This is a genomic window from Streptomyces sp. NPDC006879, assembly GCF_042869595.1.
Taxonomy (GTDB): domain Bacteria; phylum Actinomycetota; class Actinomycetes; order Streptomycetales; family Streptomycetaceae; genus Streptomyces.
The window spans coordinates 162,246-175,337 of sequence record NZ_JBIAGC010000010.1 but is presented as its reverse complement, the minus strand read 5'-3'; the positions used below and the strand labels follow the sequence as shown (position 1 = coordinate 175,337).

General features: G+C 67.9%; 12 protein-coding genes. 7 read left to right on the top strand and 5 right to left on the bottom strand.

All coding sequences use genetic code 11. The features are described from left to right. Positions 1-92: 92 nt before the first annotated feature. Both ACFYMC_RS11335 and ACFYMC_RS11330 read right to left on the bottom strand, forming a co-directional pair. A complete protein-coding gene (locus ACFYMC_RS11335; RefSeq protein WP_388522283.1) occupies positions 93-734 on the bottom strand; it encodes an IS3 family transposase in 642 nt (213 codons plus the stop codon). Continuing rightward, a complete protein-coding gene (locus tag ACFYMC_RS11330; RefSeq protein WP_386980297.1) occupies positions 731-1,030 on the bottom strand; it encodes a transposase in 300 nt (99 codons plus the stop codon). The genes ACFYMC_RS11335 and ACFYMC_RS11330 overlap by 4 nt, the downstream gene beginning before the upstream one ends. Positions 1,031-1,172: 142 nt before the next feature. Between ACFYMC_RS11330 and ACFYMC_RS11325 the strand changes: the two genes are divergently transcribed. The 5 genes from ACFYMC_RS11325 to ACFYMC_RS11305 all read left to right on the top strand — a co-directional run bounded on the left by ACFYMC_RS11325 (position 1,173) and on the right by ACFYMC_RS11305 (position 8,518). Then, a complete protein-coding gene (locus ACFYMC_RS11325; RefSeq protein WP_388522279.1) occupies positions 1,173-1,766 on the top strand; it encodes a hypothetical protein in 594 nt (197 codons plus the stop codon). A gap of 630 nt (positions 1,767-2,396) precedes the next feature. Further along, positions 2,397-3,296 carry a radical SAM protein gene (locus ACFYMC_RS11320; protein WP_388522276.1) on the top strand — a complete coding sequence of 300 codons (900 nt, stop codon included), beginning with the start codon at positions 2,397-2,399 and terminating at the stop codon, positions 3,294-3,296. Beyond that, positions 3,293-3,727, top strand: coding sequence for a DUF6375 family protein (locus ACFYMC_RS11315; RefSeq protein WP_388522273.1), 435 nt, complete (start codon positions 3,293-3,295; stop codon positions 3,725-3,727). Before ACFYMC_RS11320 ends, ACFYMC_RS11315 begins: the two co-directional genes overlap by 4 nt. Continuing rightward, complete coding sequence (locus ACFYMC_RS11310; RefSeq protein WP_388522270.1) at positions 3,714-7,718, top strand: NACHT domain-containing protein; 4,005 nt, start codon at positions 3,714-3,716, stop codon at positions 7,716-7,718. The genes ACFYMC_RS11315 and ACFYMC_RS11310 overlap by 14 nt, the downstream gene beginning before the upstream one ends. A gap of 311 nt (positions 7,719-8,029) precedes the next feature. Next, positions 8,030-8,518 (top strand): hypothetical protein, encoded by a 489-nt coding sequence (locus ACFYMC_RS11305; RefSeq protein WP_388522267.1) that lies wholly within the window; start codon positions 8,030-8,032, stop codon positions 8,516-8,518. 68 nt (positions 8,519-8,586) lie between these two features. On the opposite strand, the gene ACFYMC_RS11300 is transcribed toward ACFYMC_RS11305, so the two are convergent. The 3 genes from ACFYMC_RS11300 to ACFYMC_RS11290 all read right to left on the bottom strand — a co-directional run bounded on the left by ACFYMC_RS11300 (position 8,587) and on the right by ACFYMC_RS11290 (position 10,862). Continuing rightward, on the bottom strand, positions 8,587-10,095 hold the full coding sequence (locus ACFYMC_RS11300) for a LacI family DNA-binding transcriptional regulator (RefSeq protein WP_388522265.1): 1,509 nt from the start codon (positions 10,093-10,095) through the stop codon (positions 8,587-8,589). 51 nt (positions 10,096-10,146) lie between these two features. Then, the gene (locus tag ACFYMC_RS11295; RefSeq protein ID WP_388522263.1) at positions 10,147-10,497 is read right to left on the bottom strand and encodes a DNA-binding protein; all 351 of its coding nucleotides are present in this window, start codon (positions 10,495-10,497) and stop codon (positions 10,147-10,149) included. Between the two features lie 113 nt (positions 10,498-10,610). After that, complete coding sequence (locus ACFYMC_RS11290) at positions 10,611-10,862, bottom strand: helix-turn-helix transcriptional regulator (RefSeq protein WP_359210162.1); 252 nt, start codon at positions 10,860-10,862, stop codon at positions 10,611-10,613. A gap of 582 nt (positions 10,863-11,444) precedes the next feature. Between ACFYMC_RS11290 and ACFYMC_RS11285 the strand changes: the two genes are divergently transcribed. Together ACFYMC_RS11285 and ACFYMC_RS11280 are read left to right on the top strand one after the other, a co-directional pair. Next, on the top strand, positions 11,445-12,290 hold the full coding sequence (locus tag ACFYMC_RS11285; protein WP_388522258.1) for a helix-turn-helix domain-containing protein: 846 nt from the start codon (positions 11,445-11,447) through the stop codon (positions 12,288-12,290). Positions 12,291-12,295: 5 nt separating this feature from the next. Then, complete coding sequence (locus ACFYMC_RS11280; RefSeq protein WP_388522306.1) at positions 12,296-13,051, top strand: hypothetical protein; 756 nt, start codon at positions 12,296-12,298, stop codon at positions 13,049-13,051. The last annotated feature ends 41 nt before the right edge of the window (positions 13,052-13,092 follow it).

Genomic DNA, 13,092 nt, shown 5'->3' with positions numbered 1-13,092 from the left:
GCTACATCACCCCACTCGAAACCCGGGTCCGACTGCAACGCGACTTCACCCCCGCAGCGTAAGTTTCCGCTGTCCACGGTCACGGGGGAGCTTCACTCTCGTATTCGGGCCCGGAATTGGGCGGAGGTGTACTCGCTGCCGCGGCCACTGTGGATCACGCAGTCGGGCTCCAGGCCGCCGCGGCCGTGGGCCATGTCGAGGGCGTCCACGACGAGTTCGGCGCGGTGGTGGTCGGCCATGGCGTAGCCGACGACCTCGCGGGTGGCCAGGTCGAGCCAGCAGGCGAGGTAGAGCCAGCCCTCGGCGGTGGGCAGGTAGGTGATGTCGCCGACCAGCTTGATCCCGGGCCGCTCGGCGTGGAAGTCGCGGCCGATCAGGTCCGGGGCCGGCTTCGCCTTCTTGTCCGGCCGGGTCAGCGAGTGGTTCTTGCGCCGGGTGACGCCCCGGATGTCGCGCTCGCGCATCACGCGGGCGACGCGCTTGCGGTTCACCCGCCGCCCCAGACGCCGCAGTTCGGCGTGGATGCGCGGGACACCGTAGGTGCGGCGGGAGGCGATGTGCACCACGGTGATCTCGTGGGCGAGCGCGTCGTCGGCGGCCAGTCGGGCTTGGCGGGCCGCCTCGCCCTCGCGCCACGCGTAGTAGGAGGAGCGGGCCACGTGCAGCACCCGGCACAACAACGTGATCGGGTAGTTTGCCTTCTCCGTGTGGATGAACCGGTAGAGCTCGCTCACCGGTCGTTCTCCTTCACGAAGAAGGCGGTCGCTTTTTTCAGGATCTCGATCGTCTGCTGCTGTTCGCGGTTCTCCCGCCGCAGCCGCCGCAGTTCCTCACGCTCGGCGCTGGTCAGCTCGCCGCCCGGGCCCTCGCCCCGGTCGGCCTTGGCCTTGCGGTACCAGCCGCGCAGGGACTCGGAGCTGATGCCGAGTTCCCGGGCCACGGCGGTGACCGTCTTGCCCGAGGAGTCGACGAGCGCGATCGCGTCCCGCTTGAACTCCTCGGTGTACCGCTTCGTGTACTTGCTTCCCACCTGGTGCTACTTCCTCTGGAACCTCAGGTCCCAGTCTCCAGGTGTCCACGATCAAGGGGAAGCCTCACCCCCTGTTTCAGCCATGCGGTAGCCCCAGCCTGCGCTATGCCGCAACGACTCCTACGATCCTCTAGACATCTAGATGAGCGCCGTTTCTGGGGGACGCGTGGGGAGCGCCGAGCAGTGGGTCACGATCGCCGCGGTCTTACTGGGCGCGCTCACCACTCACCTGACGACGTATGCCATGGAGCGTCAGCGTAAGAAGCACGAGTTGGTGACCCGATGGGACACCAAGAAGCTCGAAGCCTACGAGGGCTACATCGACAGCGTCCGCGCCTGCATCTTCCTGGCGGTCCACCTTTACGAGTGCCGTGAGGGCCTGCGGGAGCGCGACAAGCCAGATCAGGAGTTGCTGGCGGAGATGTCGGAGGCCGGCCGGACCCGCGGCCGAGCCTTCGAGCGGATCATGCTCCTTGCCGGTGACGGTGTGGTCGAGGCCGCGCACGAGCTGAACGCCGTCGCCCTCCAGGTCGACTGGCAGGCCAGCGGCAAGGTCGAGGGGACCCTGGAAGAGTGGCGCGAGCGGAACCGTGCCGTGTTCCGGGCGATCAACGCCTTCCACGAGTCGGCTCGCGTCGACCTCGGCGTGGATGGCAGCGTCTCCGGCGAGCAACACCCCGAGCGGGACCTCCTGTTGCCCTCCGCCAGGCGCGAGGGCAACACTACCGACGCCTGACCGCTCGGCCACTCCCGGGAGTGGCGGGGAGCGAGCGGGGAGTGGATCATGAAAGCCGTTCCCTTCGACGCCTCCCCAGACCAACGCACACCAACGCTCTGACCTGCATCGGAACCAAAGAGTGCAGGTCGAAGAGCTATCCGTACTTTCTTCGGGACGAAGAGGTCGTGGGTTCAAATCCCGCCACCCCGACTTCGTAAGACCAGGTCAGGGGCCTGATCCACTCAGTGGATCAGGCCCCTGAGTGGTTTCCGGAGATCGTTTGGGAGAAATCTGGGAGAAGATCTTGGTCCGCTTCTCCCAAGGGGTACCCGGTGAGACCGTCTGAAGTGCGGCGGCTGAGCGCACTCGGACCTGCTCGTTCCGCGAATGCGGCCCCCGTAGTCGGCCGGGGCGGTCAGTTGGATCTCTAAGCGCGTGCGCGCAGGGCACGGTCCCCGTGGCCGACCCCATCAAGAGCCTCAGCCGTCATTCCTACAGCCGCTCCACCTTGACGCTGGTTGTCGTCGCGGCACCCTCACAGTGCTGCGCTCAGTCACAACGCGCCCGATGCCCCACTGCGGGCACGGCAACCGACTAGCATGCACGGCCCCTCCCGGTATGACGGGATGCGGTGGCATCATGCTGTCGGTGACGTGCAAGATTCGCCTGTCCGCAGCTGGTGTGCACCTGTTCGACCGCGTCTCGGGAGTGAACGTTCTGCTCGACGAGATCCTCGTTCCCGCTGCTCAATTCTCCCGGGCTCCCCGGTACCTGTCCGTCGCGCTGACTAACGCCTGCGAACTCCGCTGCGCATACTGCTATGCACCCAAGCACGCCGCCGCTCTCGACAGGGAGCGTGTGCTGGCCTGGGCGATCGAACTGGATGCTGCCGGGTGCCTCGGTGTCGGCTTCGGAGGAGGAGAACCGACCGCGTACAGAAGGTTCGCTCAGCTGTGTTCGGACATAGCCCAGTCCACGTCTATGGCGGTGACCTTCACGACTCATGGGCACCGGCTCACACCCGAACTCATCGAATCCCTGCGCGGGGCCGTGCACTTCGTCCGCCTGTCAGTCGACGGGGTAGGAGCCACCTACGAACGGCTCCGCGGCCGACCGTTCGCAGCCGTGGTCCAGGCGGCCACGTTGCTCGGCTCCCTCGCCCCGTTCGGTATCAACGCCGTCATCAATGCCGACACGGTCGACGAACTCGATGACCTCGCCGAGTTCGCCGACAAGGTAGGCGCGTCGGAACTCCTGCTTCTGCCGGAGCAGCCGACCGCGGCAACTCCCGGCATCAGCGACGCCCACGCTCAGCGCCTCGTCGAATGGGCCGCGAGCGCCAAGAACGGGGTTCGGCTCGCGATCTCCCGAACCGGCCTCGAAGCTGCGCTGCCCACGGCGGCGGCCGTCCCAGGCGAGCACCCCCTCGACGCGCACATGCACGTCGACGCGGCCGGCGTCCTGCGCCCTCACGCCTACGCGCCCACGGGATTGTCAGTCGGAAGTTCCATCATGGAGGCCGTGCTGGCCTTGAGGGAGGCACGATGAGGATCTGGAACGGCTACGGCTCGGAGCACTCGATGGACCTGGTCTTGATCGGCCGATTTCAGACGGTCACCGGCGCCAAGGCAGCAGAGGAGCGCATGGAGGCTCTGAAGGCTCTTGCCGAGAACGCGTGGTCGGATGACGACTGGCAGAGCCCAGGCGAGCGCATGCCTCGCGAACTCGGCGAAGCACTCGCCGAAATGAAGGCGTACGACATGGGGAGGTACGACGTCGACGTCTTCGCCTTTGACCACACCGTCACCCGCACCGGAGAGACGGTCCGGATCTGGACCGACGAGTCCGACGTCCAGGGATTCCTGAAGGCGCTTCTCCACTACGGTGCGAAAGTCGAGATCTTCTCCCGTCACGAATGGGATGAGGACGCGATCACTCGGTCGGATGCAAGCAATCGGAGCGACAGTGGATCTGACTGAGCTGGAACGTCTGCCCGGCGCCGCCGACCGGAACTTCGAAGCGCTCACACGGGCCATCGTCTCCCGCCGCTATGGCGCGCTGGGCACGATGCGGGAACGCCGCAACCAGCCCGGCGTCGAGTTCTACCTGCGCGTCGACCACGCCGGTGCTCTCGGCGACCCCGGCCGCGTCTGGGGTTGGTCGTGCAAGTGGTTCATCCTCAACAGCAAGAATGAGCTCAGCGCAAGCCAGCGCAAGCAGATCGAGGACTCGCTCTCCAAGGCCATCGAGCACGTCGTAGGGCTGACCGACTTTGTGCTCTGCCTTCCTGAGCGGCCCGCCAAGGGGGACGAGGAGTGGATCAACGGACTCGGTCAGCAGGGGGTTAGCGTCAAACTCTGGTCCACCGAGAACTACGACGAACAACTCGCGGGACACGACGAGCTTCGCTCCACCTTCTTCGGTGAACTCGCCCTCACGGCAGACGTACTGGGGCAAGTCCACAAGCGATCCGTTGCACCCATCGAGGCTCGGTGGACGCCACGGCTGCACACCTCCCACCACGTGGAGCATCGCATCGACCGGGCCTTGCTGCGCCCGTCGTCCTTCGGGTGGCTGCAGGAGCGCACCGACGACATCGCAGCCCGGATCCAGGCACTACGCGGAGCCATCGACGGCCTCGACACCACCTTCCGCCAAAACGCCGTAGAGATTGCCGACGACCTGGACCGATTCGTCGACGACCTGCGGGAGGTCCTTGACGCTGGAAGGAGCCTCCGGCCCTGGGAGGTCCGCGAGCGCCTCGCCGGACAGCGACCGCCCGCAACCTCTCCACGAACGCTGCGACGCCTGGTCCTCAAACTGAGGCAGCGTCGCCTACCCGAGGCGCTGCTGGTTACCGGTCTCGGCGCGGAGATCCGCGACATCGTCCAGTGGCTGCACGACACACGGGCGGACACCGAAGCCCCGCTACTCGCCGTCATCGCCGCCGCAGGACAGGGCAAGACGCACCTTGCCGCGCAGATGACCTCACCAAGCGACCAGCCCACGGCAGGAGTCTTCATCCAGGGAGGGAACCTGCGCGCCGGCTGGACCCTCCACGACCTCGCGCGAAGGATCCCCGGACTCAAGGTCGACTACTTCGAGGACCTGCTGGAAGCTCTCAACTCAGCCGGTCACCGCGCCGGCTGCCGGATTCCGTTGATCATCGACGGCCTCAACGAGGCCGAACGGCCCTCGGAGTGGAAGCCACTCCTCGCCGGACTGACACCTGCCCTGGGCGCCTACCCCCACGTGGCGGTGATCGTCACCCTCCGCGAGGCGCTCGCCGACCAGGCCCTCCCGAAGGACACGGTGCACCTGGAGCTGGAGTGGCAGCGCGCGGAAGTCGAAGACATCCTCCGCGTCTACTTCCGTCACTACCTGATCAGCCCGGCTGACGCCTGGCTACCGATGGAAGAGTTCCACAACCCGCTCTTCGTCCGCATGTACTGCGAGGCCGCAAACCACGACCGCCGAGTGCCGGTGGGCGTGGAGGCGCTGCCTCAGTCTCTCATCGGTGTCTTCGAGTTGTACCGCAAGGGCGTGGTCAAGCGGCTGGCCCAGGATCCGGCTCGCATCCCGGTGCCGGCCGACCAGATCCAGCGCCGCCTCACGTCTCTGGCGAGACACATGTGGACACACAACGTCCGTCGGCTTCCGTTCGACGAAGCGCGAACAATCCTCGACGCTGACCAGCCGAACTGGGACGAAAGCCTGCTCCGGCGCCTCGTAGAGGAGGGAGTGATCTACCGCGAGGAGATCAGGGGTTCCGACGACACTGAGTGCGGATTCGTCTTTGACCGCCTCGCTGGATACTTGATCGCCGACGCGGTTCTGGTGCGCATTCCCCCCGCGGACGTCAACGAGCAACTCGCGGAGACAGCTCTTTGGCAGTCCCTCCTGGGCGACCAAGCGCACCCCCTTGGCGAGGACATCGTCATCAGTCTCATCTCACTGCTGCCACGCCGTTTCACCCGGCACCACCTGTGGCGCGTCGCCCCGGATGAGCACCGTTCGTTGGTGCTCGCCCAGGAACTCACCACCGAGTCGGAATTCCTCGACGACGAGACCGTCGACGCGCTCGCAACCGCGCTCGTTACCGCGCATCCCAGCAAGCGGAAGGGCCGACCAGCCTTCAGCCGTCTGTGGGAGATCCGCAGGTCTGCCCCACACCGCCTGAATGCCGTATTCCTCGACCGCGTCCTGCGCCAGCTGCCCCTTCCGGAACGTGACCTGCGCTGGACCGAATGGGCTCGAGGCCAGGCTCCAGGCCGGCTGACGGCAGACCTGGAACGAGCAATCGTTAGGTGGTCCGGAAACAGCAATCGCGCCGAGAGCGACGATCTGGACGCACTGGCCATCGCCTGGCTACTGACTTCCACGGACACGAGCTTGCGGGACCTGGCGACGAAAGCCCTGCAGCGCTACGGCCGGCCAGAACCCAAACGACTGTTCGACCTCGCCGCCCAGATGCTCGATATCGATGACCCCTACGTCGTCGAACGGGTGGTCGCCGCAGCGTTCGGCGCCGTCAGCGCCCACCAGATGCCAGATCCCGGCGGACCGCTCGAAGGCGCGCTGCGAGACTGGCTAGTGCAACTGCGCCGCTTCCTCGACGGCGGGACCACACCTACCTCCCATGAGCAACTGCGCGGCCACGTACGGGCCACCTATGAACTCGCCGGCGCTCTCCACCCTGCCGCCGTCCCGGACGAGGTCGACGCCTTCGCGCCTAGGTTCGCTGCCGTGGCGCCCGCTGAGGTGATGGAGGACGACGACCCCAACGCCGGAGAGTGCGCCCGCACCTTCGGCATGGACTTCGAGAACTACATCATCGGGGCCGCCATCAACGGCAGGAACAACTACGACTTCGCCCACCCGGACTACCGCAGGGCTCGCGCCGAGGTCATGGCCCGGGTCTGGGAACTGGGCTGGCGCGAGAAAGAATTCGGCAGCGTTGACCAGTCCATTGCTGCGAACGCCGAGCGGCCTTACAGCTCCAAGAGGAGGGTGGAGCGGTACGGCAAGAAGTATGGCTGGATCGCCTACCACGAAATGGTTGGCCGCCTCGTGGATGTCGGCCACGCACCGGCCCCCTTCGGCGACGCAGAACGCTTGATGCCCGACATCGACCCGACCTTCCCCGACAGGCCCCCGGTGGCGCCCATGCCTCTTCCCCTGTGGGCCCCCGTGGAACCGACCGACGACCGGACTTGGCTTACCTCGGGGACGGTGGATGTCCCAGACCAGCTGTGGTCACCCGAGGAGATCCACGGAGTGAAGGGCGGCTGGCTCCTAGTTGAGGGGTACTTGGACCACCGTCACGACGGGCGGACTGTGTTCGGGTTCTTCCGGACCCTCCTGCTGGAGCCGGAAAATGTGGAACCCGCCCAACAGCTCGCCAGCGAGCACGAGTATCCGGGAAACCACTTCTTCCCTCCCCTGCCGATGGTCCGCAACGTGCTGGCCGCTGAGATGCCGTGGAGCCCCCGGTTCGAGCTGCCCCTCGACGACGACGCCTCAGGCGTCTTCCCGTACCGAGCGCTGCGTCGCGACTGGCAGGACGACGGCATCGGGCTCGACCAGATCGCTGTGGAGTTCACCCCTGACAGCAATTCGGAAATCGGACTCGGCGGAAGCTTTGACGTGCCGTCGTTCGAGTTCGCTACCAAGTTCGGTCTGCGCCAACTGCCTGGCACGGTCGACCTCGTAGGCCTGGATGGCCAGCGCGCCTCCGCAGTCCTCCGCGCGGACAAGCCCTGGCGCGGCCACCTGCTCTTCCTGCGCCGTGACCTTGTCGAGGCCTTCGCTGGTGATCGCCGGATCATGCAGGTGGCGTGGGGCGAGCGCGAGGTGGCCGCCGACTGGAGCTCTGTTCCTTCCTGGATTAGCGCGGTGCACCGCAGCTACGCGCATGTATGGCGCCACATCCGAATGCTTGGGGCAGATCAACGCAGTGCGGGGAACTAACGGGTCATGCTGCAGCGGGCGCCGTACCAGTTCGACGGCTGCTGTCGCCGACGCACTAATCAGCGCTCCCGACGTGCAGGCGTCCCGCGTACCGCGGACGGAGGAGTCAGCGACTCATCAGGTCGAGCGGCTGACGAGGGGGAGGTGCTGCCCAGCCTCTGACAAGCGATCCCGACGAGCCGGTGCCCGCTCGTCAGAAGCGCTGGGGAGAGCGGTCCAGTCGGAAAGTCCGGCGTTTGTCCGATTTCCTGCTCCCAGGGCGGGCTCCTAGGAGAGGATCTGTCTGTAGCCACACGAAGGGGCCATCGCGCATGATCGACCATTCAGACCGGACCTGCGGACGGCCGACCCGCTCGGGCAGCCCGTGCAAGATCCGGGTGTCAGGTTCGGATGTGGCATGCGGCACCCACGCCACCGAGCAGGACAAGGCAGTGGCCGAAGCCCATCGCCGTGGCTGGAGCGAAGGCTACCGATCGGGTAGCGAGAGCAGCGCCAGTCTGTCCAAGTCCCGCATCGAACGGCTGGAGCAACGCGTCAAGGATCTCGAGGAACAACTGGATGGCGCGCACCGTGTCTATGAGGTGGGCGGTCATCAGGTCGTCGAGGTCGGCAGGTACACGTACCGATGGCGTGGGAGCCGCCCCCTCGCGGTGGGAGATCGCGTGCTGCTGCCTGAGAACTACGTAAGCCGGATGAAGGACGGCCCCGGCCCCACGGCAGCCGTGGTGACAAAACTGGGCACCACCTATCGCGGCCCACTGTCCGACATCGTCGGCCGCGCGCCGGCGGCCGAGGGATAGGACGCCTCAGGCCCCGGTCGCCCACCGAGGGGGGACCGGGCCGACGTGGCGCGGTCGGCCCCGCCCGGTCAGGGCACGGCCACCAGCAGGCGGTCGAGAGCAGCGACCGGCGACCTCGGGCTCATCGCTCGACGGGCATCGAGGGACGCCACCCACTGCTCGGTGAGGCCGAGCATGAGGCGCTGGCGCATGCCGGGGGTGACGTGGGCGTAGCGGGCGGAGACCGAGCCGTCGAGGTGACCCATACGCTCGTCCATCAGGACCTTCTCCGTACCGAGGTCCTCCATCACGGTTCGGTGGGAGTGGCGCAGGCCGTGCGGGGTGAGTCCCTTGGCGATGGGGAGCCAGCAGGCGTCGGCGCGGCCCTGGGCGTTGCGGCCTCGGACGGGGATGCCGGGCCAGGGTTCGCCAACGATCGGAACCGGGCGGGCCTCCTGCGGAGCCTTCCTCGGGTACCAACCGTCGGCAGCCGGTCGAAAGAGCCAGGTGGCGAAGCCGTTGCGGCGCCAGTGGGCAGCCGGGTCGCCGGAGGCCAGCCCGTTGCGAATAAACCCAAGCTCAGCAATGGCGAGTTCGACGCGGACGCGGGTCTCCTCACGGACTCGGTCCGCGTGGTTGAGGACGTTCGAAACCGTGCCCGTGGAGACGCCAGCGTGACGAGCGACGTCGACGAGCTTCGCGCCGTGGTGGCCGCCGGTGCGGGCGGTGCCGAGCCCGCGGTATACGTAGGTCCTGCCGTGGCAAGAGCAGGGCTGCGGCTTCGTGCGGGCGATGTGGTCGGCGACCAGGGCGGACAGCCAGTCCATCGTGTCGATGGTCCGGTAGCTGTCGTCCTTCGGTGGGCAGCGCACGAACTCGCCGGTGTCCAGCTCGTACAACTGCCATTCGACGCGTACGGAGTCGCGGCGAACGAACTCCGTCTCCAGACCGACGATCTCGCCCCAGCGCATGCCGGTGTACCCCTTCTGCACCACAGCGACGAACTCGTCGTCACGGCCGGAGAGCAGGGCAGCCCGCTCGGCGGTCAACAGGACTCCGAGGGCATCGGTGATGACCTTCTCCGGTCCCCGGTCCCGCGAACGGCCGGCGCGCTTGCCTCGGCCGCGGCGCCTGGCCGCCGGGTTGGCCGTGATCAGGCCCTCGTCGATCGCGTCCTCGAAGATCAGGTGGAGGGTCGAGCGCCAGGTCTTGACGCTGGAGGCCGCGTACGCGGCCTTCTCGCTCTTCTCCCAGGCGTCGACGTCCCTGCGCAGGATCGTGGCGAGCGCCTTGTCCTCGAAGGCGGGGAGCAGGTGCTCCTCGATGTGGCGCCGGTAGTTCTGCATGGTGGAGGCGGCCAGGTCCTGGTCGTCGTACCAGCGGCTGGCGTACTCGCCGAACGTCTCCTGTCCGAGCGACGGGTCGCGCCAGCTGCCACGCCGGACCTTGGCCTCTTCCTCGTCGGCCGCCTGCTTGGCCTCCCGCTTGGTGGCGAACTTGACCACCGCGCCGGTCGGATCGGCGACCGTGCCGTACTTTCCCTCCTCGATCTTGTAGCGGCCCCGCCAGTAGCCGGCGCGTCTTTCGCCGTACCCCACTGTTCTCCTCTCGTTGTTGTGGCTGTGTGGTGTGGGTCCTGCGCTGAGCGGTTACGCGGCGGTGCCGTACTGGGACTTGAGCGCGCGTCGCGGGGGCCGGGCCCTCAGGCGTGTGACAGGCATTGTCGGGTCGGGCTTCCGCAGTGCCACGGCGACCTTCGGTTGAGGGGCCGGATCAGCGGGGCGCCGTGAGGTGGCACGGGCGGGGCGCTCCTCGTGAAGCCGGACGATGTCGGCGAGGTGGTCTGCGGTGAAGCGGTACGCGCCGCCGACGTACGTGAACGGTATGAGGCGTCGACGGGCCCGGTCCTTGACCCACCAGGTAGAGCAGCCGAGAGCGGCAGCGATCTCCTCGGGGCGGAACAGGCGGGGCAGAGCGGGCAGGCTGACCTCTCGGGGCAAAGGTGATCCTTCTGTCGTGTGGCGGGGTGGGGGCCGGTCGCATCGATGGCGAAGCTCCGGTGCGACCGTCGCTGAGCGTCTGCGGCGTGCGGGGTGGCTGCAGGCGCGGCTCGCTACGGGGTGCCGTGGAGCAGGGCGAGCGGGGAGACGCCGAGGGCAGCGGCGATGGCGACGAGGTCGTCGACGTCGCAGCGGCGTCGACGGCGTTCGATGCGGGAGATGGTCGTGACGGTCATGGGGTGGCCCAGCGCGGTGGCGCGGGCCGCCAGCTGGCGCTGGGCGACACCGCGGGCGGTGCGGGCTCGCTCGATGGCGCGGGCAGCCCGCTTTCCGGCCGGACCGATTTCCAGAGGCGTTGGAGGCATGGATATTTTGTAACTCCGGATCCCCGGTTTCGGTAACCGGGGATCTGCTGTTACATTCCCCCGCTTTGTTGTCAGGTTCCCTACCCTGCCGCAGAAAATTGCGAAACATAGCACGGGTTTCCCGGTTGACCAAATAATGGATCGTCAGACCGGTCGCTTGGTGGACGCGGCAGTGGGGCACGCCTCTGACCTGCCCAGGGTGTCCGGCCGGTGGCACCGGAGAGCATGCCAGCAGTGCACACCGTCGAAGCGTTACGGCTTGCCCCAATTCATCCCGGAGATTTTCTGCACTATTTCGTCAACCGGGGATTCGGGTCTACCGTTTTTATGTGGACGCAAGGACGTGTTCGCCGTGGGCTGTTTGCCGCCGTGGCGGAATGCTGGACTTGCGCGAACGGATGTGGCTGTCTTGTCCATGCGCCCCGAACGCTGAATCCGGGGCACGGCAAGACCGGCATGTCGAGCCCGGGGCTGCGCAGCGCGCGCCTTGTGCCGCAGCCTCGCCGTCACCCGCACACTCCCCCTCCCCTCACCCCGAAGCGGGCTACCCCCTGCCCGCCCTCACCAAGGAGCCGCCACCCGATGAGTCACGACGCCCGCGCATGGGTGTGGGACCACAGCCGCAGCAAGGGCACCGCCCGCCTGATCCTCGTCCTGATCGCCGATCGGTGTGTCGATGACCGCTGCATCGCGTACGCCTCGGTCACCGCCCTCATGAAGCGGGCCAACGCCTCCCGCAGCGCCGTCCGGGCCGCCCTCGACAAGCTGATCGCCAGCGGCGAGCTGGTGTGGCTCGACGACCGCCAGGGCCCTCGCGGCGAGAGGTACTACCACCTCCCCGACGTGGCCAGGTTCCTCGCCAAGCGGACCCTGGAAGGGGAGCGGAATCCGGCCCCCGCAGGGTCGGAATCCGACCCTGTGAAGCCGCTTGAAGGGGGACCGGAATCCGACCCGGGGGAGCGGAATCCAACCCCCGGGGGGAGCGGAATCCGACCCGGGAGGGGGCCGGAATCCGACCCCCAGAACAGTAGTGAACCAAAGGTGAACGGTAGTAAGAGCAGCAGCAGCTCTGCGCTCATCCCCGCCACCCAGTGGCACATCGACGACGCCACCCAGGCGTGGCTGCGGCAGCAAGGTCACCTCGACCGGCTCGGCGAGCACGCCCTGCGAGCCGCCGACGAAAAGTGGCGCACCTACCGAACCGTCTGGGCACCACGCACCGCCGCCGCCTGGTCCGCCGACTGGCGCGAGTGGATCACCCGCGAGCGCACCCCCGCTGCTGGCCGCCCGTACCTCCGCTCCCTGCCCGGCGGCGGTGCCTCCACCGCTCCTGCGGCGGGAAAGACCCGCGCCGAACAGCACGCCACCGCCCTGCTCAACGCCCTCACGGAACTCGAAGCCCGCAACACCCCCACCGGAACGGAGTGACCACCCTGGACCGCCGCGAAATCGCCGCCCTGCTCGCCTACATCGGGTGCCTCGACCCCCGCACCACCCATACGGACACCGGCACTGCCCTTGACCGGATCGCCCAGTGGCACGAACTCCTGCACGACGTGCCCGCCACGACCGCCCACGGTTGGGACGCCCGCGAAGCGGTACGGGCCCACATCGTCGCCTCGCCCTATCCGGTCCTGCCGGTGGACGTCGCCCGCAAGTGGGGCGCTTACCGCCGCGACCGCCTGGAGCGGCACACCGATCCCACACCGGTCGCCGACCCGGACGACCCGGCCGCCTGGCGGTCCGAACTGCTCGGCACCCGGCACGCCGTCGCCGTCGGCCAGGCAGCGCCGTCCACCCTCCGCCAGCTCACCGCCGGCCCGCACCCCGACATCGAGACCCGCCGGCGCTCCGTCGGATCCGTGATCCCTCCCGAGGCACGGGCCCAGCTCGCCCGGTACCGGCCCGCCCGTGCCGCCCGCGAAGCCGCCACCGCCGCAGGACAGCCCGACGCCCTCAGCATCCCGTGCCCGTGGTGCCACGCCCACGAAGGCGAACCCTGCCGCAACCGACGCACCGGCCTCGACGGCGCCGCACGGGGCAACGCCCCACGCGCCATACCCCACCCATCCCGCGTCGACCTCGCCTCCGCATCCCGCACCCGGCAAGTGGCTGTACCGCGCCCTGCCACCGTGCCGGGCGGCACCAGCGCCCACCGTACGGACCCCGCTCGCTCCGCCGGTCGCTGAGCCGCTTCTCCGCACCCGCGGTTCCGCCGCCTCCGGTTCGA

What these genes read in the sequence shown, in the direction of transcription:
- ACFYMC_RS11290 (WP_359210162.1), bottom strand. Translation starts at nt 10,862, where the DNA reads ATGCCTCCAACGCCTCTGGAAATCGGTCCGGCCGGAAAGCGGGCTGCC.
- ACFYMC_RS11305 (WP_388522267.1), top strand. Translation starts at nt 8,030, where the DNA reads ATGATCGACCATTCAGACCGGACCTGCGGACGGCCGACCCGCTCGGGC.
- ACFYMC_RS11285 (WP_388522258.1), top strand. Translation starts at nt 11,445, where the DNA reads ATGAGTCACGACGCCCGCGCATGGGTGTGGGACCACAGCCGCAGCAAG.
- ACFYMC_RS11325 (WP_388522279.1), top strand. Translation starts at nt 1,173, where the DNA reads ATGAGCGCCGTTTCTGGGGGACGCGTGGGGAGCGCCGAGCAGTGGGTC.
- ACFYMC_RS11315 (WP_388522273.1), top strand. Translation starts at nt 3,293, where the DNA reads ATGAGGATCTGGAACGGCTACGGCTCGGAGCACTCGATGGACCTGGTC.